16 protein-coding genes and 1 tRNA gene are annotated in these 24,323 nt (G+C 74.6%); 5 read left to right on the forward strand and 12 right to left on the reverse strand.

Translation table 11 applies throughout. The features are described from left to right. The first annotated feature begins 284 nt into the window (after positions 1 to 284). The 4 genes from AB0637_RS02440 (at position 285) to AB0637_RS02455 (ending at position 7,432) form a co-directional block, all read left to right on the forward strand. A complete protein-coding gene (locus AB0637_RS02440; protein ID WP_366169574.1) occupies positions 285 to 644 on the forward strand; it encodes a hypothetical protein in 360 nt (119 codons plus the stop codon). Positions 645 to 914: 270 nt separating this feature from the next. Further along, on the forward strand, positions 915 to 1,925 hold the full coding sequence (locus tag AB0637_RS02445; RefSeq protein ID WP_366169575.1) for a zinc-binding dehydrogenase: 1,011 nt from the start codon (positions 915 to 917) through the stop codon (positions 1,923 to 1,925). A gap of 103 nt (positions 1,926 to 2,028) precedes the next feature. Further along, a complete protein-coding gene (locus AB0637_RS02450; protein ID WP_366169576.1) occupies positions 2,029 to 4,686 on the forward strand; it encodes an EAL domain-containing protein in 2,658 nt (885 codons plus the stop codon). A gap of 64 nt (positions 4,687 to 4,750) precedes the next feature. After that, positions 4,751 to 7,432 (forward strand): EAL domain-containing protein, encoded by a 2,682-nt coding sequence (locus AB0637_RS02455; RefSeq protein ID WP_366169749.1) that lies wholly within the window; start codon positions 4,751 to 4,753, stop codon positions 7,430 to 7,432. On the opposite strand, the gene AB0637_RS02460 is transcribed toward AB0637_RS02455, so the two are convergent. The 3 genes from AB0637_RS02460 to AB0637_RS02470 form a co-directional block, all read right to left on the reverse strand. Continuing rightward, a complete protein-coding gene (locus AB0637_RS02460) occupies positions 7,401 to 8,054 on the reverse strand; it encodes a VTT domain-containing protein (RefSeq protein ID WP_366169577.1) in 654 nt (217 codons plus the stop codon). The two genes, AB0637_RS02455 and AB0637_RS02460, sit on opposite strands and share 32 nt — an antisense overlap. 398 nt (positions 8,055 to 8,452) lie before the next feature. Then, positions 8,453 to 8,529: transfer RNA gene (locus AB0637_RS02465), tRNA-Thr, on the reverse strand. A 105-nt stretch (positions 8,530 to 8,634) separates the two neighbouring features. Continuing rightward, positions 8,635 to 9,399 carry a methyltransferase gene (locus AB0637_RS02470; RefSeq protein WP_366169578.1) on the reverse strand — a complete coding sequence of 255 codons (765 nt, stop codon included), beginning with the start codon at positions 9,397 to 9,399 and terminating at the stop codon, positions 8,635 to 8,637. Between the two features lie 49 nt (positions 9,400 to 9,448). Here AB0637_RS02470 and AB0637_RS02475 point away from each other — a divergent pair, with 49 nt between their 5' ends. Further along, the gene (locus AB0637_RS02475) at positions 9,449 to 10,015 is read left to right on the forward strand and encodes an XRE family transcriptional regulator (RefSeq protein WP_366169579.1); all 567 of its coding nucleotides are present in this window, start codon (positions 9,449 to 9,451) and stop codon (positions 10,013 to 10,015) included. A gap of 2 nt (positions 10,016 to 10,017) precedes the next feature. Here the strand turns inward: AB0637_RS02475 and AB0637_RS02480 are convergent, their stop codons facing one another. From AB0637_RS02480 to AB0637_RS02520, 9 genes are all read right to left on the reverse strand, one after another. After that, the gene (locus AB0637_RS02480) at positions 10,018 to 11,214 is read right to left on the reverse strand and encodes a histidine kinase (protein ID WP_366169580.1); all 1,197 of its coding nucleotides are present in this window, start codon (positions 11,212 to 11,214) and stop codon (positions 10,018 to 10,020) included. A 48-nt stretch (positions 11,215 to 11,262) separates the two neighbouring features. Then, entirely contained in the window at positions 11,263 to 12,822 is a 1,560-nt protein-coding gene (locus AB0637_RS02485; protein WP_366169581.1) for an alpha/beta hydrolase, read from the reverse strand. Between the two features lie 44 nt (positions 12,823 to 12,866). Then, on the reverse strand, positions 12,867 to 14,033 hold the full coding sequence (locus AB0637_RS02490; protein WP_366169582.1) for a DNA polymerase III subunit delta': 1,167 nt from the start codon (positions 14,031 to 14,033) through the stop codon (positions 12,867 to 12,869). Beyond that, the gene (gene tmk, locus AB0637_RS02495; protein WP_366169583.1) at positions 14,030 to 16,108 is read right to left on the reverse strand and encodes a dTMP kinase; all 2,079 of its coding nucleotides are present in this window, start codon (positions 16,106 to 16,108) and stop codon (positions 14,030 to 14,032) included. The genes AB0637_RS02490 and tmk overlap by 4 nt, the downstream gene beginning before the upstream one ends. Positions 16,109 to 16,172: 64 nt before the next feature. After that, a complete protein-coding gene (gene topA, locus AB0637_RS02500) occupies positions 16,173 to 19,022 on the reverse strand; it encodes a type I DNA topoisomerase (protein WP_366169584.1) in 2,850 nt (949 codons plus the stop codon). A gap of 326 nt (positions 19,023 to 19,348) precedes the next feature. Beyond that, positions 19,349 to 20,908 (reverse strand): methyltransferase, encoded by a 1,560-nt coding sequence (locus AB0637_RS02505; protein WP_366169585.1) that lies wholly within the window; start codon positions 20,906 to 20,908, stop codon positions 19,349 to 19,351. A gap of 21 nt (positions 20,909 to 20,929) precedes the next feature. Beyond that, positions 20,930 to 23,272, reverse strand: a complete 2,343-nt coding sequence (locus AB0637_RS02510) for a sodium-translocating pyrophosphatase (RefSeq protein ID WP_366169586.1) — start codon at positions 23,270 to 23,272, stop codon at positions 20,930 to 20,932. Positions 23,273 to 23,380: 108 nt separating this feature from the next. Then, positions 23,381 to 23,809 (reverse strand): ATP-binding protein, encoded by a 429-nt coding sequence (locus AB0637_RS02515; RefSeq protein WP_366169587.1) that lies wholly within the window; start codon positions 23,807 to 23,809, stop codon positions 23,381 to 23,383. A 54-nt stretch (positions 23,810 to 23,863) separates the two neighbouring features. Continuing rightward, positions 23,864 to 24,232 carry an STAS domain-containing protein gene (locus tag AB0637_RS02520; RefSeq protein ID WP_366169588.1) on the reverse strand — a complete coding sequence of 123 codons (369 nt, stop codon included), beginning with the start codon at positions 24,230 to 24,232 and terminating at the stop codon, positions 23,864 to 23,866. Positions 24,233 to 24,323: the final 91 nt, after the last annotated feature.

The following is a 24,323-nucleotide window of genomic DNA, read 5'->3' on the forward strand; positions in this document are numbered from 1 at the left end:
GCGTCAGGGGCGCCGACACAGCCCGTCGAAGAGGTACGCGCGACGGCTCGGCCAGAACGGGTCGAGCACGACCAGCAGCGGGAGCACGCTCCGATGGTGCCGGTGGGGGGAACCTCGCGGCAACCTGCAGGACTCCGGTTGTGCGCTCAAGATCAACAGAGAGTGTTCTAACGAACACTCCTCGAAATCGCCCGACGTCTGGCAGGCTGGCCCAGCAACTCTGTGCGACACCCCAGACACGTTCAGCAGCACCCCTTGACGTCTACCCCAGTTGTGGAGCCTCGATGGACGACCAGCGCACCCCCGCGGCCAGCCCCGCGCAGGTGGCCGACGACTCGGTCCAGGTGATCCGCTGGGACGCCCCCAAGTGGGCGTCCCGTGGACTCGAGGTCGAGGGCGGGTGGCTCCACAGCTACGAGGCCCGCGTCGTGCCCCTCGAGGGCGACGAGGGCGCCGAGCGTCCCTGCCCCGTGCGGTTGGAGTCCACCGACCTCGCCTACGCCGAGAACGGCCAGACCGTCCTGCGCCGCTTCGGACCGCGCGTGTTCATCGGCGAGATCGGGCAGCTGTCGCTGCCCGAGGCCCAGCGCCTCGTCGCCGCCCTCACCGAGGTCATCGAGCGGGCCGAGGGCCCCACCGCCTGACGTCCCGCCCCGGGCCGCCGCCGGCCCGGGGGTCGGCCTCGTTGCCTCCCCGCGGTCGATCACCGACCGCGGTGGGCCACCGCGAACCCACCCGCCGCCGCCACCGCGCCCCCGCGGGGGCCCGGCCGCCGGATCGTGGGGCCCTCGCTCTCGGTGAACGACAGCGAGGTGCCAACGATCCGCCCCCCGCGCACCCCGCCCGCGCCCCCGACCGCGCACCCCGACACCCGGCGGACGGGAGGGGTGCCCGGGACCGGATACGTTGCCGCCATGACCCAGCGCACCGGCCGCGCCGTCCGGATCACCGAACCCGGCTCCCTCGAACTCCTCGACACCACGCACGCCGAACCCGGTCCGGGCGAGGCCCTCGTCGAGGTCGCCTACTGCGGCATCTGCGGCTCCGACCGCGAGGTCTTCGCGGGCACGCGACCGGCCGAGTTCGTCCGCTACCCGGTCGTCCCGGGACACGAGTGGTCCGGGACGGTCCGCGCCGTCGGGGCGGGAGTGCCCGAGCAGCTCGTCGGCCGCGGGGTCGTGGGCCAAGGCATCCGGACCGCGGAGGGGACGCCGGCCTCGGTCGAGGGCGACACCGAGGGCTGGCCGCAGGAGTACGAGGAGACGGGGTTCACCCTGTCCGGCGGCTGGTCGACGTGGCTGACGCTGCCCGCGCGCTACCTGCACCTGCTGCCCGAGGGCGCCGACCTGCGCGCCGCGGCCGGCATCGAACCCGCCGCCTGCGTCGCCGAGGCCGTCCTGCTGGCCGACGTGAGCGCCGGCTCCAAGGTCGCCGTCATCGGCGCGGGCACGCTCGGTCTGCTCTGCGTGCAGCTGCTCAAGGGCGCCGGGTGCGAGGTGACGGTCGTCCACCACAACGACGAGCGCCGCGAACTGGCAGAACGCTGCGGCGCGGCTCACTACACGGGCGACGCCTCGACGCTGGGCGCGACCTTCGACGCGGTCGTCGAGGCCGCCGGGGTCCCGGGGATCGCCCGGACGGCCGTCCGGCTGGCCCGCCGCGGGGGCCGCGTCGTCCTCACCGGCATCCCCGCGCAGGACGCCGACGACCTGTCCTCGCTCGAGCTGGTCTCGCGCAACGTCCACGTCCTCACCGTCTTCGGCGCCCCGACGCGGGCCTGGGCGTACGCCGTGCGGGCCTTCTCCGCGGGGGTCCTGGACCCGACGCCGCTCATCACCCACGAGTTCGACCTGGCCGACGCGCAGGCCGCCCTCGACGAGCTCGCGGCCCGCCGCGGGGCCCTCAAGGTCCTGCTGAAGCCCTGAACGTCTAGAAGCGGGACCCCGGACTTCCAGGGGTCCCGCGGCAGACGGGTGGTTGCGTCCGGGACGGCTCAGGTCCGTCGGAGGCCGCGACGAGACGCCATGTGTGACCGCAGCGCGCCTTCGCCTCCCCCGCCGACCGCGCCGCAGCCGACCCCTGCAGACCACCCTCCTGGGCCTCGTGCTCGTGCCCGTCCTGGGGCTCTCGGTGGTGGCGGGCGTCAGCGTGGACGACCGGGTCACCCGCGCCCAGGACGCCGAGTCGGGGCTGGACGAGGTCCGCACGGCCGTCGCCCTCGACGACGTCCGCACGGCCGTCGGGCAGGAGATCGTCCCCGTCCTCGGGGTGGCGGCGCTGCGGCAGTCGCAGGTGCTGGCGAGCTTCGGCCTGTCCTCCGGCGACGCCGTGCGGCGCCTGCAGGAGCGCAGCGCCTCCGGTCTGGTCGGCAGCACGAGCGCCACGGACGTGGCGGTGAACGGGGCCCGCGCCGGCCAGGGTCTCGGGTCCGACCCCGTGCTCGCCGAACTGCCCGGTCGGCTCCGGGAGGCCCGCTCGGTGACGGCGGACGACGTCGACCAGGGCTTGAAGCTCTACGACCAGCTGCTGAACGACCTCACCGCCGCCGTCAACGAGCACCTGGGCGCGGCCCGCCAGCTCGGCCTGGAGGGCGACGTGGCCGCGGCCCTCGCCGACCTGCAGCGCGTCTCGCGCGCCTCGGCCCTGGCCAGCCGGCAGACCACCACCTACATGGCCATGGTGACGGACGGCACCACCGTGCACCGCAACGACTTCCTGCGCGTGTGGGGGGCGTACCGGCAGGCCTCCGACGACGTCGTCACCTTCTCCAGCCTGCCCGTCGCCTCGGACTGGTCGATGGCCGAGGGGTCGCCGCCCGCCCAGCGCCTCAACCAGGTGCTGGACCGGGTGGCCGAGCAGGACCAGACCTTCGTGTCCGACGGCCTGACCGCGGTCGGCCTGAACCTCGCCGAACGGGACGGGGCCCTGCGCGCCGTTCTCGCGCGCACGGCCGCCGTCGTCGTCGCCGACGCGCAGCAGCAGGCCGAGGGGGCCCGCCGCGAGCTGCAGCAGCTCCTCGTCCTGTGCGCCCTCGTCGTCGCCGCGACGTTCGCGGGGACGCTCGTGGTGCGGCGCGCCATCGCCGCCCCCCTGCGCCGGCTCGCCGAGCAGGCGCGCACGGTCGCCGACGGAGAGCTCATCGACATCGAGGAGAGCGGCCCGACCGAGGTGCGGACCGTGGCGCAGGGCCTGACCGCGGCCACCGAGACGCTGCGCCGGGTCAAGGTGCAGGTCGAGGCCATCGCCGCGGGCGAGCTCGACAGCGAGGTCGTCCGCACCCCCGTCCCGGGGCCCCTCGGGGAGGTCGTCCACACCTCGCTCGTGCAGGTGCTCGCGTTCTTCCACGAGCGCGAGCAGCTGCAGGCCGACCTGGCCCACCAGGCGGCGCACGACGCCCTCACCGAACTGCCCAACCGCGCCCAGTCCCTCGTCCTCACCGAGCGCGCCCTGCACCGCGCGGCGCGCCACGGTCACCGCGTCGGACTGCTCTTCGTCGACCTCGACCACTTCAAGTCCGTCAACGACAGCTTCGGGCACGCCGCGGGCGACGAGCTGCTGCGCACCGTCGCCGCGCGCATGCACGACACGGTCCGCGGCGGCGACGTGGTGTGCCGGCTCGGCGGCGACGAGTTCGTCGTGCTCGTCGAGGGCGTGGAGGACGAGAAGGGGCTCGTCGACCTCGGCGTCCGCCTCATCACCGCGCTCAGCGCCCCCGTCGCCCTCGAGGGGCTGTCGAAGGCCCAGCACGTCCGGGTCGGAGCGAGCGTGGGCGTGGCCGTGAGCGTGCCCGGCGCGCTGGACGCCGAGCGCCTCATCCAGGACGCGGACGCGGCCGCCTACCGGGCCAAGGCCGCCGGCCGCGGCGTCGTGGAGGTCTTCGACGACGAGCTGCGCGCCGAGCTCAGCGCCCGCACCGAGCTGGAGTCGGCCCTGCGCGTGGGCCTGGAGACGGGCGAGCTGGTCCTGTACTACCAGCCGGTCCTGGACCTGGAGACGGGCCGGACGAAGAGCGTCGAGGCGCTCGTCCGCTGGCAGCGTCCCGGCCACGGGCTCGTGCCGCCGGACGCCTTCATCCCCGTCGCCGAGGCCTCCTCCCTCGTGTGCGACCTCGGTCGCTGGGCCCTGGCCGAGGCGACCGCCCAGCTGGTCCGCTGGGACACCGAGGGCGGTCACCGCGCCGGTCTGGACGTCGCCGTCAACATCTCCGGCCGGCACCTGGCCCAGGCGCACCTGCTCGACGACGTCACCGACGCCCTCACGGCGAGCGGAATCCACCCGAACCGGCTGACGATCGAGATCACCGAGACCGTCCTCGTCGACGAACCCCTCGCCCTGGAGCACCTGCGTTCGCTGCGCGAGATCGGGGTGCGCGTCGCGATCGACGACTTCGGGACGGGGTACACCTCGATCGGCCAGCTGTCCCGGCTGCCCGTCGACGTGCTGAAGATCGACCGCAGCTTCGTCTCCTCCCCCGAGGCCGGCAACGCCGACCTGGTGCGGCTGCTCATCAGCGCCGCGCACAGCTTCTCCCTCGGGGTGGTGGCCGAGGGGGTCGAGGAGGACGGGCAGCTCTCGGCCCTGCTGGCGGCCTCGTGCGACGCCGCGCAGGGGTACCTCTTCGCCCGTCCGGTGCCCGCGGCCGAGCTCCCGGCAGCGGCCATCCTCGTCAGCCACGCGCGGACGTGACACCCTCTAGGTGACCCCCTGTGACCAACAGGTGACCCCCTGCCCGTGAGGAGTCCCCGTGCCGATGCCCCGCGCCCGCACGCGCAGGCCCGCTCGGCGACTCCCGAGAGCACCGTGGCGCACGCCGGGGACGTTGCGGCGCAGCCTCATCGCGCTCGTGCTCGTCCCCGTGCTCGGACTCGTCGGTCTCATGGCGTACGCGGTGGACGAGCAGGCCCGCCGGGCCGCGGTGGCCACGGCGGCCGCCGACGACGTCGAGGCCGCCGTCACGCTCGACTCCCCGCGGGCGGCCGTGGCCCGGGAGGTCGTGCCCGTCCTCGGGCAGGCCGTGCTCGACGACCCGCGGACCGCGACCGCCGTCGGGGTCGACGAGCGGTCCGTGACGACCTTGTCGTCCCTCGCCCGGCCCACGCTCTCGGGGCAGGCGACCGCGGTGCAGGCCGACACCGACGACGCCGTCGAGGAGGCGCTGGGGAACCGCGCCGCCGAACCGGTCGCCGCCCGCACGGCCGCGACGGTCGCCCGGCTGCGGGCCGACGCCCGCGGGGGCGACCTGAACGCCGTCTTCGCCGGCTACCAGGACGTCACCGACGAGCTCGCCACCCGCGTCAGCTCGCTCCTGCAGGCCGCCCGCGCCCAGGGGCTGGACGAGCAGGGCACCCGGGCCATCGCCGACCTGCAGCTCGTCTCCCGCGCCTCCGCCCTCGCCGGCGTGGAGGTTCCGCTCTACTTCGCCGCCACCGCGGGCGACGGCCCCGACCGCGTCGCCAACCGCGACGCGTTCCTGCAGGCGTGGGGCGGCTTCCGCGCCGCGTCGAGCGACGTGCTGACCCAGGGGTCCCCCGTCCTCGCCGCCGGGTGGCGCGTCGCGGTGAACAGCACAGCGGCCCGCGCCGTCGAGGAACCCCTGCAGGCCGGTGCACGGCGCGACAGCACGGCGTCCCTGGAGAGCTTCGTCGGACTGGCGGCCGCCAACACCGGGCGCGACACCGTGCTGCGCCAGGTCGTCGAGCAGACGGGCGAGCACGCGCTGCGGCTCGCGCGGGCGCCCGTCGACGGGGCCTGGACCACGCTGTGGGTGCTCGTCGCCGCCTGCACCGTCATCGTCCTGGGGACCCTCGGCGCCGCGCTGCTGCTGCGCCGGTGGATCGCCCTGCCGCTCAGCCGGCTGGCCGACCAGGCGCGCGCCGTCAGCGACGGCGAGCTCGTGGACGTGGACGAGGGCGGCCCCGTGGAGGTCCGGACCGTGGCGCGCGGGCTGGCCGCCGCCGTCGACAACCTGCGCCGGGTCCGGGACCAGGCCCAGGCCGTCGCCGACGGCGCGCTCGACGCCGACGTCGTGACCCGGCCCGTGCACGGCCCGCTCGGGGAGGTCGTGCACGCCTCGGTGCGGCAGATGGTCACCGCCCTGCAGGAACGCGAACGGCTGCAGGCGGTCCTGGCCCACCAGGCCTCCCACGACGCCCTCACCGAACTGCCCAACCGGGCCCAGGCCTCCGAGCTCATCGACGCCGCGATGCACCGGATGGCCCGCCACGACGGCCGCGTCGGGCTGCTCTTCGTCGACCTCGACCACTTCAAGGCCGTCAACGACACCCACGGGCACGCGGCCGGCGACGAGCTGCTGCGCGTCGTGAGCGCGCGGATGGCCGGCTGCCTGCGCGGCGGGGACGTCGTCGCCCGTCTCGGCGGCGACGAGTTCGTCGTCGTCGTGGAGCAGGTCGAGGACGAGAGCGGTCTCGTCGACCTCGGGACGCGGCTCATCGACGCCGTCTGCGCCACCGTGGAGCTGTCCGGGCGGCACGCGGGCGTGCGGGTGCGCGTCGGCGCGAGCGTCGGGGTCGCCGTCAGCCCCGTCGGCGGCTGCTCCGCCGAGCGCCTGCTGCGCGAGGCCGACGCGGCCGCCTACCGGGCCAAGGCCGCGGGCCGCGGGACCGTCGAGGTCTTCGACGACGCGCTGCGCCGGGACATCGCCCACCGCACCGACCTCGAGCACGCCCTGCGCGCCGGGCTCGAGGACGGCGAGCTCGTCCTGCACTACCAGCCCGTCCTGGACCTGCGGACGGACTCCGTCCGCAGCGTCGAGGCCCTCGTCCGCTGGGACCGGCCGGACACCGGGCTGCTCCACCCCGACGCCTTCATCCCCGTCGCCGAGGCCTCCGACCTCGTGTGCGACCTCGGCCGGTGGGCCCTGTCGACGGCCGCGGCGCAGCTCGCCGCCTGGGACACCGAGGGCGGTGACCTCGCCGGGATCACCGCGGCCGTCAACGTCTCGGGCCGGCACCTGGCCCAGCCGAGGCTGCTCGGCGACGTCGCCGTGGCCTGCGCGGGGGCGGGCATCGCCCCCGACCGGCTGACGATCGAGATCACCGAGACCGTCCTCGTCGACGAACCGACCGCGCGCGAGCACCTGCGCGCCCTGCGGGCCCTGGGCGTCCGCGTCGCGCTCGACGACTTCGGCACGGGCTACACGTCCATCGGCCAGCTGTCCCGGCTGCCCGTCGACACCCTGAAGATCGACCGCAGCTTCGTCGCCTCCCGCGACCAGGCCCACGCCGACCTCGTGCGCCTCGTCATCGGTGCGGCGCACAGCTTCTCGCTCGGCGTCGTCGCCGAGGGCGTGGAGGAGGACGGGCAGCTGCTCGCGCTGCGCGACGCCCACTGCGACGCCGCGCAGGGCTACCTGCTGGGCCGGCCGCGGTCGGCGGCCGAGCTCAGCGCGCTCGCCACCGCCGCACGAGGCTGACCGCGCCGGAGGCCACGACGCCGAACGCGACGGCCACGACGACCGAGACCCACGGGCTGTCGCTGACCCCTCGCCCCGCGAGCCCGAGCGCCCCGTAGGCCAGCGCCCAGCACAGCGCCGGGACGACGTTCGCGACCGCGAACCGGACGACCGGGTACGACGTCGCCGCGGCCGCCGCCATGACCGGGATGCGGGCCCCCGGGAGCAGCCGGGACGTGACGAGGGTGCCGACGTCGTGCCGGGCCAGCCGCTCCCCCAGCTCGTCGAGGTGCCCGTGCGCCTCGGCCTGGCGCTGCAGCCGCCGTCCCGCGCGCGTGTGCGCCCCGCGCAGGAGCAGCGTGTAGAGCGCGAGGTCGGCCACGTACGCCGCCACGGCCCCCACGGCGACGACCTCCCCGAAGGACCACCACGACCGGTGGTGCCCCAGCGCCGCCATCGCCGAGACGGCCGCCCCCGTCGGCAGGACGGGCAGCAGCGCCCCGACGACAACCGCCGCGAGCAGGACCACGAGCGCCCACAGCCAGTTGTCGGCGTGGGACGTGGGGTCCAGGAGGTCCGGGAGGTCGGAGAGCGACCCACCGAGCGAGGCGGGGACGGTGGAGGTGAGGGCGGTGGTGAGCACGGTGGGACCAGGATGGCAGCCGCGCGGCGTGCTCCCCGCTCGGGCCGGACACCCGTCGGGACACCCCCGTGGAGTGAGGGATGGGTGTCCCGAACCGGTCGTCCCGACGACGTCCGGGGGACACCCGTGCCCGGTCCCGTGCCCGGTCCTTGCCCGGTCCCGTGCCCGGCCTCACGTCGGACCGGGTGTGGGACCGGCGCGGACGTCGCCCCCGCGACCGGGGCGCCGTCCCCACGCCCGGTCCCACGCCTGGTCCCACCGACGTCACCGGGCCCGGGCCGCCGTCCGGGTCGTCGTCACGGAGCACCGGACCTACCGGCCCGCCGCTCCGACGACCCCCTAGGGGGAAGGGCCCGGGAACGACGAAGGGCCCGTCCGACAGGACGGGCCCTTCGCGGTGGAGCCGCCTCGGGGAATCGAACCCCGGACCTACGCATTACGAGTGCGTCGCTCTGGCCGACTGAGCTAAGGCGGCAGTACCAGCGCCCTCTCGGGCACGGACAGTGAGCTTACAGGACGGCGGGACCTGCTCTCACCACGACGACGCGCACCGACGGGGCGACCGGCACCCCGGCGTCGTTCACCGCGCCACCCACACCGCCCGCAGCGCGCGGGGTTCGAGCACCAGGTCGCCGTCCAGCAGGGTCTGCACCGCCGGCCCCTCGTCGAACCCCGGCACGGTGAGGTAGCGCGGCAGCCAGGCCCGGGCGAACTCCTCCGCGGCCGCGGACGGGGCGACGTCCAGGACGAGGTCGTGCCGTTCGACCGTGAAACCCGCCTGCACCAGGTGCGGGGTCCAGTCCGGGTGGTGGTTCCAGCCCGCGGCGCGGGCCGCAGCCCGGGCCCGGTCCTCGACGGGCTCGGCCGTGAACCGCGGCAGGTCCTCCAGCTCCACGACGGCGAGGACCCCATCGGGCGTGAGGGCCGCGCGCACCCCGGCCAGCAACCGCGGGACCTCCCGGACGTGGTGCAGCGACGACGCGGCCCACACGAGGTCGGCCCCGTGCAGCGCGGCGGGGAACCCCTCGTCGAGGTCGGCCGCGAGGACGACGAACCCCTGGCCGGCGAGCGCCCGCAGCATCCGGGGGTCGCTGTCGACGGCGGTGACGGTCGCGGCCGGGAACCGGTCGCGCAGGAGCCGGCTGCCGGTTCCCGTCCCGGCGCCGAGGTCGACGACGTGGCGCGGCGGGGCGCTCGGGCCGAGCAGGTCGAGGACGGCGCCGAGCTGGGCGCCGAACACCTCGGCGTCGAGGTCGAGCACGCGGCGGTGGGCGGCGTCCTCGTCCGCGCCGTCGTCCCTGCCCTCGTGCGGGTGCCCGTGCTGGTGGGAGTGGCCGTGGCTCATGCCGTCCACGCTACGACCAGGGGTGCGCCGTTGGCATAGCCTCTTGCGCATGCCGCAAGACACGGACCTCGACGCCGTCATCCGTCAGCGCATCCGTGGGCTGCGCCTGGCCCGCGGCTGGTCCCTGGACAACCTCGCGGCCCGCTGCTTCCTCAGCCCCTCCACCCTCAGCAGGATCGAGACGGGTCACCGCCGCATCGCCCTCGACCAGCTGGTGCCCATCGCCCGGGCCCTGGACACCACGCTCGACGACCTCGTGGCCTCGAGGGAGGAGGACGACGTCCTCATCCGCCCCGAACCGCAGCACCGGCCGGGTGTGACGTCCTGGCTGCTGTCCCGGGACCGTGCGGCGGCGGGGGTGACCGTCGCCAAGATGCGGTTCTCCGGGGCCCTGTCGGACGAACCCCAGGTGCACCCGGGCCGTGAGTGGTTCACCGTCCTGGCCGGCCGCGCACGGCTGGAACTCGGCGGCCGGGTCGTCGACGTCGGACCCGGGCAGGCCGCGGAGTTCTCCACGATGGTCCCGCACCGGATCAGCGCCGCCCCGGGGTCGGGGGAACTGGAGGTGCTGTCGATCTTCGACCGCGACGGGGAACGCGCCCACCTGCACGACTGAGGTCAGCGTCGCGGCCAGGGCAGTTTCGCCGACACCTCGAACCCGTCCCCGACCCGGTGCGCCCGCACGGCGCCGCCGACGAGTTCCACGCGTTCGCGCAGCCCGACGAGGCCGAACCCGGACTCCGGGGCGCTCCCCCGCCGGCGCGCCGCTGAACCGTCGGGGGCGTCCCGGACGACGACCCGCAGCGACCGCCCGCGCCGGCCGTCGAGCACCACGTGCGCGCGGTGCCCGGGAGCGTGCTTGCGGACGTTCGTGAGCCCTTCCTGCACCACGCGGAACGCCGTGCGCCCCAACGCCTCCGGCACGCCGTCGGGGTCGGCGACGTCGACCTGCAGGTCGACGGGAGTTCCGGCCGCGACCACCTCGGCGACGAGGGCGGGCAGGTCCGACAGCGTCGGCTGCGGCGTCGTGGCCGACTGCGTCGACTGCTCGCGCAGCACGCCGAGGATGTCGCGCAAGTCTTCCAGGGCCGCGTGCGCGCTGCGCCGGATCGTCTCCGCGGACCGCACGACCTCCTCGTCCCCGGAGGACTCCAACCGCAGTTCCAGCGCCCCCGCGTGCATGCTGACGAGGGAGATCCGGTGCGCGAGGACGTCGTGCATCTCGCGGGCGATGCGGGCCCGTTCGACCGACCGCGCCTGCTCGGCGCGCAGCTCCTGCTCGGCCCGGGCGCGTTCGGCGGCCTCCCGCCAGGACGCCGTCAGGAGCCGCCGGGCCCGCACGTACATGCCCCAGGCGAGGACCCCGACGGCGACGACGACGAACACCAGCCCGGCCGCCCACCACGGCAGCCCGGGTTCGGGCCACACGACCGCCTGCACGACGCCGGAGGCGACGGACCCCACACCCAGCCAGACCGCGACCCCGAACCGTCGCCGCACCGCGACGGTGAACAACGTGACGAGGGAGGCGACGGCGAGCGCCGTCGAGACCGTCGACGTCACCGTGACGACGACCGCCACCGCGACCGGCCAGCGACGACGCGCGAACAGCAGCGGGGTGAACAGGACGCCGAGCAGGACGTCGAGGAAGACCACCGCCTCCGAGCGCTGCCCCGGCGTCTCCTCCAGCGTGGCCCCGACGACGACCGCCCCGGCGGCCCAGCAGGACAGCACGAGGGCGACGTCGCCCGCGACGCGCAACGCCCGCCGACCCCGGACCCCCAGCGGACCGTCCGGGACGCTCACCTCGTGCACGCGCCCCACCGTACGGTGATCACGACGCCCGGGGCGTCCGCCCAGCGGTCAGCGGCAGGTGGTCCCCTCGGCGGGTTCGGTCCCGCTGAGCAGGTAGGTGTCGACGGCGTCGTCGATGCACGACGAGCCCGTCGCGTAGGCCGTGTGGCCGTCGCCGTCGTAGGTGAGCAACCGTCCCGAGGACAGCTCCCCGGCCAGGCTCTTCGCCCACGCGTACGGGGTGGCGGGGTCGCGCGTCGTCCCGACGACGACGATCGGCCCGGCGCCCTCGGCGTGCACGGCGCGGGCCCGCCCGACGGGGGCGATGGGCCAGTCGGTGCAGGCCAGCGCACCCCAGGCCAGGTACGGCCCGAACGTCGGGGACTGCGCGGCGAACTCCCGGACCGTGTCCGCGACCTGCGGTTCGGTCTGGGCGTCGTCGCGGTCGAGGCAGTTCACGGCGTAGATGACCGTGCTGGAGTTGTCCGTGTAGCGGCCGTCGTCGCCCCGGTGGGCGTACGCGTCGGCCAGGGCGAGCAGCGGTGCGCCGTTCCCGCGCAGGGCCGCCGTCAGCGCCTTCGACAGGTCCGGCCACAGCGAGGAGGAGTACAGCGGGTAGGCGACGCCGAGGTACCCCAGCCCCTGCACGAGGGGACGGTCCGTCCCCGTGGGCAGCGGGTCGGCGTCGAGGCGGGCCAGCAGTGCCCGGACCTGGGCGACACCGTCGTCGACGGTGCCGGTGAGCGGGCAGTCGTCGCCCCCCTGGCAGCCCTTCACGTAGGACCGCAGGGCCACCTCGAACCCCGCGGCCTGCCCCGCGTTGACCTGCTCGCTCGTCAGGGCCGGGTCGATCGCGCCGTCGAGGACGAACCGGCCGACGCGCTGCGGGAACTGCTCGGCGTACCAGGCCCCGAGGTACGTGCCGTAGCTCTTGCCGAGGTAGCTCAGCTTGTCGTCGCCGAGGGCCGCACGCAGGACGTCCATGTCCTTGGCCGCCGCGAGCGTGTCGACGTGCGCGGCGAGCGGACCGGCCGACGCGCAGCCCCGGCCGAGCTCGTCGGTCTGCTGCTGCAGGGCCCGCACCTCGGCGGCGTCGTCCGGGGTCGGGTCGGTCGCGAGGAACGTGTCGACCTGGGCGTCGGTGAGGCACTGCAGCGGGTCGGACTCCCCCACCCCGCGCGGGTCGAAGCCGACGACGTCGAAGTGGTCGCGGACGTCCTGGGACACGACGTTCTCCGCGGCGCGCGCGTACTCGACGCCGGAGGCACCCGGTCCGCCGGGGTTGAGGACGAGGGAGCCGAGCCGGTCCTTCCCCGTGGCCTGCGTCCGCAACCGGACGACGGCCAGGGAGGTGGTGGGCCCGGTGGGCTCGGCGTAGTCGACGGGCACGGTCAGACGCGTGCACTGGAACCCGCCCGAGCAGTCGGCCCACTGCAGCCGCTGGTCGTAGAACGGGGCCAGCGCGGGATCGGTCGCGTTCTCGCTCGCCACGGCCCGCGCCGTGCCGACCGGCGCCGGGTCCGGGCTGGACCCTCCGCCGAAGGCCGAGCACCCGGAGACCAGCAGCGACGCCGCGAGCGCCAGGCCCACGACGGCACGCGGGCGGGAGGGTCGACGGAGGGAGCGCATGGTGCTGCCCACGCTACGTGACGTCACGACCGGTCCGAGCTCGCTCAGTCGTCACGGCGCGACGGCCGCAGGCTGAGCGCGAGCGCCTCGATCGCGAGCAGGGGGGCGACGTTCTGCGCCAGCCGCTCGCGGGCGAGCTGCACGGCGTCGGCCCTCCGCAGCGTCTCCTCCGGCGGACCGGCTGACGCCATCGCCCGGACCTCGGTGGTCATGTCGGCGTTGACGAGCTCCACAGGCGCCCCGAGCTGCACGACCATGACGTCGCGCAGCAGGCCGAGCAGGTCGACGAGGGCCCGGTCGAGGACGTCGGTCTGGTGGCGGCGGGCGCGGCGCTTCTGGTCCTCCTCGAGCTGGCGGACCTGGGCGCGGACGGCCGGCGGGACGGTCGCGGACCCGTCGGCCCCCAGCGCCCGCAGCAGCTCCGCCTTCTCGGCGGCGTCCCGTTCGACCGTCGAGGCCCCGGCCTCCTCGGCGGCGATGTCGACGAGCTCGCCGGCCGCGGTGACGGCGTCCCCGACCCCCCGCACGCGCTGCGGCAGCCGCAGCACCTCGCGGCGGCGGATGCGCGCCCCCTCGTCCCGGGCCAGGCGGCGGGCCAGTCCGACGTGGGACTGCGCGGCCCGGGCCGCGAAGGCCGCCATGACGGGGTCGACGCCGTCGCGGCGCACGAGCAGCTCGGCCACGGCCGCGGCCGGGGGAACGCGCAGCGGGACGTGCCGGGACCGGGAGCGGATCGTCGGCAGGACGTCGTCGACGGCGGGCGCGCAGAGCAGCCACACCGTCTGCGGCGGGGGCTCCTCAATGGTCTTCAGCAGCACGTTGCCCGACGTCTCGTTGAGCCGGTCGGCGTCCTCGACGACGATCACCCGCCAGCGCGCGACGGACGGCCGGCGCTGGGCCGTGGCGATGAGCGGTTCGACGTCCACGCGCCGGATCCAGGTGTGCTCGGTCGTGAAGAGCGTGACGTCGGCGTGCGAGCCGGCGAGCGCCGTCCGGCAGCCGCTGCAGCGACCGCAGCCGATCTCGGCCGGGTCCTCGCAGGCCAGCGCCGCGGCGAACGCGCGGGCGGCCGTCGAGCGCCCCGACCCGGGCGGTCCCGTCAGAAGCCAGGCGTGGGTCATGCCCGGGGTGCCGCGGCGGGCGGCCGTCGCGGCCCGCGTCAGGACCCGGACGGCCGGTTCCTGCCCGACGACGTCGTCCCAGACGCTCACGAGCCGACCGGTCCGGCGGTGGCGGGTTCGCCCTCGGGGGCGGGGGCGGCCGCGGGCAGCCGGGTCGCGAGGTGCTCGCGCAGCTTGGCCTGCACGGTCTCCGGGCTCGTCGTGGCGTCCAGGACGAGGTAGCGGCCCGGGTCCCGCCCGGCGAGCAGGAGGAACTGCTCGCGCACCCGGGCGTGGAAGGCGCGGGACTCGGCCTCCATGCGGTCGTCGGCGGCCCGCCCGGCCCGGCGCCGGGCCGCGGTGGCCGGGTCGACGTCCAGGACGACGGTGAGGTCGGGCAGCAGCTCCTCGGTCGCCCAGCGCGACAGCGTTTCGACCTCGGAGGCGGGCAGGTCCCGGCCGGCGCCCTGGTAGGCCAGGGAGGAGTCGACGTAGCGGTCGGTGAGCACGACGGCGCCGCGGCGCAGCCCGGGCCGGACGACCTCGGCCACGTGCTGGGCCCGGTCGGCGGCGAACAGCAGTGCCTCCGCGCGCGGGCTCAGCGGGGAGCCGTCGCCACGGTGGGCCAGGAGGACCTCGCGCAGGTCCCGCCCCGTCGCCGTGCCGCCCGGTTCGCGCGTGACGACGACCTCGTGGCCGCGGTCGGTGAGCCAGTCGGCCAGGAGCCGGGCCTGCGTCGTCTTCCCGGACCCGTCCCCGCCCTCGAAGGCCAGGAAGAACCCGCCGGTCGAGGGCCGTACGGGGACGGTCTCCTCGACGTCCCCCCTCCGGGTGACGGCCCGGACGAGGTCGGCGCGCAGGCTCGTGCCGCGCCGGTCGTCCATCTGGCGGAAGGCCAGGATCCCGGCCACCCCCGTGACGATCCCCGCCAGCACCATCGCGAGGGCGGACCCCGCGTACGTGACCGACCAGTGCCGGCTCGGGGCGACCGTGCGGTCGCCGAGGGCGTTGGCCACCCAGGGGGCGACGAGCATGACGGCGATGATGACGACGCGGGTGCTCGAGCCGACGAAGGAGAACGTCCGGCCGCGGACGTCGTCGTCGACCTCGAGGCCCAGCAGCGTGTAGGCCGAGACGTAGGCCAGACCCGTGAACAGGCCCAGGGCGACGACGAACAGGCTGGCGACGACGATGTTGCCCACGAGGGCCACGAGGACGAGGGACACCCCCGACAGGGACAGGGCGAGCCCGAACGTGCGGCGGCGACTGAGCCCGGACAGCCAGCGCGGCCCCTGCCAGACCCCGAGTGCCACCCCGGCGAACACGGCCATGACGACGACGCCGTACCCCGGGTCGCCCGCGCCCAGGCTCGTCACGAAGGCCCGGCCCAGGCCGAGGACGACCCCGCCGGCGGCGAACGCGACGAGCATGCCGAAGACGAGCCCGCGCAGCAGCGGCGAGCCGCCGACGAACCGCCAGCCCTCGACGATGTCGCGGCCCAGCGTCGGGGCGAGCCCGCCCTCGCGCGGACGGACCTCGCGCGGCGGGATGTCCAGGCGCCAGATGACGGCGGCGGCGACGAGGAACGTCAGCGCGTTGACGTACATCGCGAGGTCGGACTGCCCGCCCCGCAGGAAGGGCAGGACGTTGTCGAGCACACCCGTCAGCAACGTCAGCAGGATGAAGGCCAGGCCCGCCACGGGCGCCGACCCGTAGGTGGCGACGAGGCTGATCTGGTTGGCGACCTCGAGCTTGCGGGCCGGCACGAGGTTGGGGACGGTCGCGTCCTTGGCCGGACCCCAGAACAGCGTCACGAGCTCGATGAGCAGCGTCGCGACGAACAGCCACGTGAGGCTGCCGACGAGCGGGATCGAGACGAAGAGCGCGAACCGCAGCACGTCGCCCACGACCATCGTCAGCCGGCGGTCGAGGCGGTCGGCCAGGGCCCCGGCGAGCGGCCCGAGGAGGGCGGCCGGGGCGAGCTGCAGGATGAAGACCGTCGAGACGGCGACGCTCGTCTGGGTGGCGTTGCCCGTCGTCAGCCCCGCGGCCGTCCCGAGCTTGGCGAGCATGCCCAGCCAGTCCCCGAAGCTGGACAGCATGAGCGAGAGCCACATGCGGCGGAAGTCGGGGTGGTCGCGCAGCAGGGCCCGCACGTCGTGGTCGGGAGCTGCTGCTGCGGTCACGACGTCAGGGTAAGGGGCGCCTCCGACAGGCCCGCCGCACGCGCGGCGGGCCTGTGCACGGAGGTCAGGAATGCGCCGGAGCCGCCGTCTTCTTCGCGGCGGTCTTCTTCGCGGTCGTCTTCTTCGCCGTCGTCTTCTTGGCGGCGGCCTTCTTCGCGGTCTTCTTGACCGGCCCCTTCGCCCGCTTCTCGGCGAGCAGCTCGGCCGCGCGCTCGAGGGTGACGGTCTCGGGGTCGTCGTCCTTGCGCAACGTGGCGTTCGTCGTGCCGTCCGTCGCGTACGGCCCGAAGCGGCCGTCCTTGATGACGATCGGCTGACCGGACTCGGGGTCGGCCCCGAGCTCCTTCAGCGGCGGCTTGGCGACCTGACCGCGCCGCGTCTTGGGCTGGGCGTAGATCGCCAGCACCTCCGGCAGCGTGATCGAGAAGATCTGGTCCTCGGACTCCAGCGAGCGGGAGTCCGTGCCCTTCTTCAGGTACGGGCCGTAGCGGCCGTTCTGCGCCGTGATCTCGTCGCCGCTCTCGGGGTCGGCGCCGACGACGCGCGGCAGCGACAGCAGCTGCAGCGCCTGCTCGAGGGTCACGGTGTCGACCGACATGTCCTTGAAGAGCGACCCCGTGCGCGGCTTCACCTTCGCGGCCTTCTTTGTCGTGCGCTTCTTCGGGGCGGCCTGCTCGGCGCGCTCCTCGACGGCGGTCTTCGGCGCGTCCTCGTCCTCGATGACCTCGGTGACGTACGGGCCGTAGCGGCCGACGCGGGCCACGATCGTGCGGCCCGTCTCCGGGTCCTGGCCCAGGACGTTGTCGCCCTCGGACTGCGTCGTCAGCAGCTCGTAGGCCTTCTCGACCGTCATCTCGTCGGGCGCGATGTCCTCGGGGACGGAGGCCTTGAGCAGCTCCCCCGTCTCGCGGTCGGGGCCCTCGAGGTACGGGCCGTAGCGGCCGACGCGCAGCACGATGCCGTCGCCGATCGGGACGGTCGAGATCTCGCGGGCGTCGATCGCGCCGAGGTCGTCGGCCAGACCCTTGATGCCGTCGAGCTCGGCGGTCGCGCCCTCCCCCGAACCGTCGGGGCGCGGCGTGTCCGCGACGACGGCACCGTTGGCCGGGCCGTCGGCACCGAAGTAGAACCTCGTGAGCCAGTCCACGCGCTCGGCCTCACCGCGGGAGATCGCGTCGAGGTCGTTCTCCATCTCGGCGGTGAAGTCGTAGTCGACGAGCTTGGGGAAGTGCTCCTCGAGCAGCCGCGTCACGGCGAACGCGAGCCAGCTCGGGACGAGGGCCGAGCCCTTGTACCAGACGTACCCGCGGTCGACGATCGTCGAGATGATCGACTGGAACGTCGAGGGGCGCCCGATCCCCTTCTCCTCCAGCGTCTTGATGAGGCTGGCCTCGGTGTAGCGGGCGGGCGGCGTCGTCTCGTGGCCGTCGGCGGCGAGGTCGCGGGCCGTCAGCGGGTCGCCCGCGGTGACCTGCGGGAGGCGGCGGTCGTCGTCGCCGCCGTTCTCGTCGTCGCGGGTGGCGTCGCGACCCTCCTCGTAGGCGGCGAGGAACCCGCGGAACGTGATGATCGTGCCCGAGGCCGAGAACTCGACGTCGCGGCCGTCGGCCGTGGTCGCGCCGAGGCGGACGGTCGCGGTCGTCCCGCGGGCGTCGTGCATCTGCGAGGCGACGGTGCGCTTCCAGATGAGGTCGTAGAGGCGGTAGTCGTCCCCGCGCAGCTCGCCGGAGACCTGTGCGGGCGTGCGGAACGTCTCCCCCGCCGGGCGGATGGCCTCGTGGCCCTCCTGCGCGTTCTTCGTCTTCGACGTGTAGTTGCGCGGGGAGTCCGGCACGTACTCCGCGCCGTACAGCTCGCGGGCCTGGGCCCGGGCCGCCGCCAGCGCCTGGGAGGACAGCTGGATCGAGTCGGTCCGCATGTAGGTGATGTAGCCGCGCTCGTACAGGCCCTGCGCCGTGCGCATGGTCTGGCGTGCGTTGAGGCGCAGCTTGCGCGAGGCCTCCTGCTGCAGCGTGGAGGTGATGAACGGCGCGGCCGGTCGCCGCGTGTACGGCTTCTCCTCCACCCCGCGGACGGCGAACGGCGACTGCGCGAGCCCGGCGACGATCGCCTCGGCCGCGGCCACGTCGAGGTGCGCGACGTTCTTCGACTTCAGGGTGCCGTCGTCGGCGAAGTCGCGGCCGCTGGCCACGCGCCGGCCCTCGACGCTGGACAGCTTGGCGCTGAAGGCGGAGTCGCCCTCGGGCTGGAAGGTGCCGGTGATGTCGGCGTAGCCGGCGGCGACGAACGCCATCCGCTCACGTTCGCGCTCGACGCACAGCCGGGTCGCGACGGACTGCACGCGACCGGCGGACAGTCCCGCGCGGACCTTGCGCCACAGCACCGGGGACAGCTCGTAGCCGTAGAGGCGGTCGAGGATGCGCCGCGTCTCCTGCGCGTCGACCATCCGGTTGTCGATGTCGCGCAGCTCGCGGGCGGCCTGCTGGATCGCCTCGCGGGTGATCTCGCCGAAGACCATCCGGCGGTACGGCACCCGCGGTTCGAGCGCCTGCACGAGGTGCCAGGCGATGGCCTCGCCCTCGCGGTCGCGGTCGGTGGCGAGGATGAGCTCGTCGACGTCCTTGAGCGCGCGCTTGAGCTCGGAGACCTTCTTCTTCTTGTCCCCGTCGACGACGTAGTACGGCTCGAAGCCGTGGTCGACGTCGACCGCGAACTTGCCGAAGGGGCCCTTCTTGACGTCGTCGGGCAGCTGCGAGGGCTGGGGCAGGTCGCGGATGTGGCCGTAGCTCGCCTCGACCTGGTATCCGGGGCCGAGGTACGTCGAGATCTTGTCGATCTTGCTGGGCGACTCGACGATCACCAGCCGGCGCAGTCCGTCACCGGACGCCGTCGTTCCCTGGGCCTTGCCCGCCACTGGTCCTGCCTCTCACCTTCGACTCGCTGTCCGCCCCGCAGGACGCCGGCGCTGGTCCCCCGCCGGGCACGTCCCGCTGTGCACTCTCGCACGTCGCGGCGACACGGTGTGCACCTCCGCACACCCGGGGCTGCTCGGTCCGTGCGCTGCCAATGTGCCACGGCGGGCCCCGCGGCGTGCAACCGGCGGGTGGCCGGACCCCCCGCCACCTCACCCACCGTCACCTCCGCGCGGGGCCGGGGTCGGATCGTTGGGCCCTCACTGCCGATGAACGAAAGCGAGGGGCCAACGATCCGTCCCCCGGGCGCCCCGGCGGTGACGCTGGGTCAGGGCAGGAGGAGGAAGCCGTCCTCGAGGAGGGAGCGGACGCGCGGGTAGAGGCGCGTGCGCACCTCCCCCACCGGCTCGTCCCCGAGCACCGCGAGCCCGGCGGTGACCTGCCCGACCGTCAGCTCCCCGTCGCAGGCGCCGACGAGGCCGGCGAGGTCGCCGTCCACCTGCGCGACGCGCCGCAGCCCGCCGCCCTGGCGCAGCAGGACGATGCGGGGGTCGGGGTCGCCGGGGGTGTGGAAGCGCTCGTCGGTGACGTCGGGGGCGACGGTGAGCGTGAGGTCGCCCAGGTCCTCGACCCCGGCGAGGCGGTCGTGCGCCGCGAGGCCGCGGGCGAAGACCTCCCCGAGGGGGTCGCTGAGCGCGGCGAGGTTCTCCTCGAAGCGGCGCAGCGGCGCACCCGGTCGCTCGGGCCGGCGCAGCGTGACGACGCCGAAGCCGACCCCCGTCACCCCGCGCGCGGCGAAGTCGTCCAGCCACGCCGCGTAGAGCTCGTCGAAGCGCGGACCGGAGCGCTGCCCGCCGTCGCGGATCCACGTCTCGGCGTACAGGGCCGGGTCGGCCACCTCGCGCTGGACGACCCACGCGTCCAGACCCGTGCCCTCCAGCCAGCCCTCGACGCGCTGCGACCAGCTCTGCCCGTCGTGCAGCTCCCAGTTGCCGAGCAGCTGCGCGACGCCGCCGGGCGCCAGCACCGAGCCGACCTCGCCGAGGAGGCGGGCGACGAGGGAGTCCCCCGGCATCCCGCCGTCGCGGTACTCGTACGTGGGGACGGCCGACGTGCGCGGGGTGATGACGAACGGCGGGTTCGACACGACGAGGTCGAAGAGCTCACCGTCGCGAACGGGCTCGAACAGGGACCCGTGCCGCAGGTCGAGGGCCACCTCGTTGAGGGCGGCGTTGACGGCCGTGAGGTCGAGGGCCCGTTCGGAGGTGTCGGTGGCCGTGACGCGCCGCGCGTGCCGGGAGGCGTGCAGCGCCTGGATCCCGCAGCCCGTGCCGACGTCCAGGACGCGGTCGACGCGCGTGCGGACGGTCGCCGAGGCGAGGGTCAGGGAGGCGCCACCGACGCCGAGGACGTGGTCGGCGGACAGGCTCTCGCCGGTGGCCACCTCCCCCAGGTCGCTCACGAGCCACCAGTGCGCCGCCTCGCCCTCGCGCCCCAGGGCGTCGTCGACGGAGTACGGCCGCAGGTCGACGAGGGGGCGGACCTCGTCGTCCGGGCCCTGACCCGCCGCCGCGACGAGGCCGAGCGCCGCGGCCCCCGCGGTGCGCGTCCGGGGCAGCGCGGCGTCGAGCGCGGACCGCGTGACGGGCCGCCCCAGCGTCGCGCACCGCAGCAGCACGGCCGCGGGTTCACGCGAACCAGCCGTCACCCGCAGTGCGGGCAACGGCTGGTCGCGGTCCATCGCGGCCCAGGCGACGTCGCCGAGCAGCGCGCCGATCCCCTCGACGGTGTAGTCGGCGTCCCGCAGGTCCGCCCGCAGCCCCGCGAGGAGCTCGAGGGGACCGGCGGGGTTCTCGGCAGGGTTCTCGGGAGGCAGGTCGGACGTCACGTGCGCCGAGTCTGCCGCACGTCAGGGCAGCCGCTCGACCCCCTCCTCGGCCCGCAGGTCGACCCCCTCCGCCCCGGACGTGGGTGCCGCCATGTCCACGCGCCGGTTCTTGCTGACCACGACGGCCACGACGATGACGACGGTCGAGACGGCCGCGATCCCGTAGCGCAGCCACTGGTTGGCGTCCGGCCCGATCGACAACGTCACGACGGCGGGCGCCACGAGCAGCGCGACGAGGTTCATCACCTTGATGAGCGGGTTGATGGCCGGGCCGGCCGTGTCCTTGAACGGGTCGCCGACGGTGTCGCCGATGACCGTCGCGGCGTGCGCCTCGGACCCCTTCCCGCCGTGCAACCCGTCCTCGACGAGCTTCTTGGCGTTGTCCCACGCCCCGCCCGCGTTCGCGAGGAACACGGCCATGAGGACACCCGCGCCGATGGCCCCGCCGAGGAAACCCGCGAGCGGCGCGACGCCGAGCCCGAACCCGACGGCGATGGGCGCGAACGCCGCCAGCAGACCGGGGGTCGCGAGTTCCCGCAGCGCGTCGCGCGTGCAGAGGTCGACGACACGGCCGTGGTCGGGCTTCTCGGTGCCGTCCATGATCCCGGGGTGCTCGGCGAACTGCCGGCGCACCTCCAGCACGACGGCCCCGGCCGAGCGGCCCACGGCGTTGATGGCCAGGCCGGAGAACAGGAAGACGACGGCCGCCCCGAGCAGGACCCCGACGAGGGTCGTCGGGGTGGAGATCTGGAAGTCGCCGAGCGTGGCCAGCACGTAGGCCGAGGGGCGTTCGATCCCCACGGCCACCTGCTGGATCCGTTCGGTCACCGCGTTCTGGTACGACCCGAACAACGCGGTCGCGGCGAGGACGGCGGTCGCGATCGCGATGCCCTTCGTCACGGCCTTCGTGGTGTTCCCGACCGCGTCGAGCTCGGTGAGGACGGCGGCACCCTCCCCGTCGACGTCACCGCTCATCTCCGCGATGCCCTGCGCGTTGTCGCTCACCGGACCGAACGTGTCCATCGCGACGATGACGCCGACCGTCGTCAGCAACCCGCAGCCGGCGAGGGCGATGAGGAACATGGCCAGGGCCAGCACCCCGCCCGCGAGGACGAACGCGAGGAACACCGCGCCCGCGATGACGATCGTCGTGTAGACCGCCGACTCCAGGCCCAACCCGATGCCGGACAGCACGACGGTCGCCGGCCCCGTCACCGAGGCGCCCGCGACGTCGCGCGTGGGGCGCGCCTCGGTGCCCGTGTAGTGGCCGGTGATGAAGAGGATGAGGACGGCGAGCAGGATCCCGAGGAACACCGCCGCGAACGCGATGAGCCGCGGGTCCCCGTTGAGCGAGGCGACCGTGCCCGCGGCACCGCTGAACCCCGCGAAGGTGGAGGGCAGGAACGCGAAGCAGGCGATCCCCGTCCCGACGAGGGCGATGGCCGCCGAGAGGTAGAACCCGTTCTGGATGGACGTCAGGCCGCTGACGCCGGGACGGGCGCGGACGAGCACGACGCCGAGGGCGGCGGTGATGGCACCGATCGCCGGGATGAGCAGCGGCAGGACGAGACCGTCCTCGCCGATGGCGGCGCTGCCGAGGATGACCGCCGCGACGATCGTCACCGCGTAGGACTCGAACAGGTCGGCCGCCATGCCGGCGCAGTCGCCGACGTTGTCCCCCACGTTGTCCGCGATGGTCGCGGGGTTGCGCGGGTCGTCCTCGGGGATCCCCTTCTCGATCTTGCCGACGAGGTCGGCCCCGACGTCCGCGGCCTTGGTGAAGATGCCGCCGCCGACGCGCATGAACATGGCCAGCAGGGCGGCACCGAAACCGAAACCCTCCAGGACGGTCGGGGCCTCGCGCCCGAACGCCAGGACGGCGATCGAGGCGCCCAGCAGCCCGAGACCGACGGTCGTCATGCCGACGACGCCCCCGGTGCGGAACGCGATCCGCATGCCCTCCTCGCGACCGCCGGCGGGTTCGCGCGCCGCGGCGGCGACCCGGACGTTCGCCCGCACCGCCAGCGACATCCCGAGGTAGCCGATGGCGGCGGAGAACCCCGCCCCGACGACGAAGGCGACGCTGCGCGCCGCTCGCAGGTCCCAGCCGTCGGCCGGCAGGGCCAGCAGCAGGATGACGACGGCGACGGCGAACCACGCGAGGGTGCGGAACTGGCGGCGCAGGTACGCGGAGGCCCCGCTCTGCACGGCTGCGGCGATGGACTGCATCCGCTCGGTGCCCTCACCCGCCACGAGCACCTGTCGTCGGAAGACGAAGGCGGCGGCCAGTGCCAGCACCGACACGACCGCGACGGCGACCGCGATCCCCTGGGCAGAACTCGAAAGATCCTCGGGCACGGGCATCCGTCCTCCTCGACGTGTGCTGACCTCTGCACGCAGCGTAGGACAGCGGTGCCCGGAGTGCTACGCAGTGGATCACCGCGCCGGACGGGAGGAGCTGGGGGCCCGACCTCAGAAGGTGCGGGTCTCGGACGTCACCGGCTGCAGGTGCCACGACAACGTGACACCGCCGGCGGAACTCGTCCCCTCGCTGGAGTCGGCCATCCCGGCCATGAGGGCCAGGGACAACGGGTCGGCGGTCGCGAGCGCGGACGTCCCGTCGGGGACGGGTCCGCCGTCGGGACCGCACCGGCTGACGGTGACGTCGAGCCGGTCGTGGTCGTCGCACAACTCCATGTCGACGAGGGAGACCGGCGGGCCGGACGGCGCCGCGAGGACACCGCCGGCCACGGCCCGGGCGCACGCCTCGCCGATGGCGATGCGGATCTCGTCGAGCTGGTCCTCACCGAAACCGGCCCGGCGCGCCACCGAGACGGCCACGAGGCGTGCGGTGCGCACGTGCTCGGCCATCGGGGAGAAGCGCAAGGTGACGGTGGGCACGGTTCCGGTGCTTCCTGGTCGATCGGGACGGGACCCGTGGGCCCCGTGAGGGGCTCAGGAGGTGGCGTTGGCCTCGTCCGGGGACGCGGAGGCGGCGATCGCGTCGGCCACCGTGTCGTGGATGGGGAACACCTTCGTCAGACCGGTGATCCGGAAGACCTTGAGGATCTTCTCGCGCTGGCACACGAGGTGCAGCGACCCGTCGTGCGAACGGACCCGCTTGAGCCCGCCGACCAGCACACCCAGACCGGTGGAGTCGAGGAACTCGACACCCTCCATGTCCACGACGAGGTGGTGGTGGCCGGCACCCACGAGTTCGTTGAGCCGCTCGCGCAGCGTGGGCGCGGTGTACACGTCGATCTCGCCGGACACCTCGACGACGGTCCGGCCGCTCTCTTCGCGGCTGGTCACCGACAGGTCCACAGGGACCCCTCCTCGCTGCTGGTCTGCTGCTCGCTGCTGCGCGCAGGTGTGTGCAGTGGTCGACTGCGAGGACACCGCTGTGCCCTCCCGG

This window comes from Kineococcus sp. NPDC059986 (assembly GCF_040702905.1).
Classification (GTDB): Bacteria; Actinomycetota; Actinomycetes; order Actinomycetales; family Kineococcaceae; genus Kineococcus.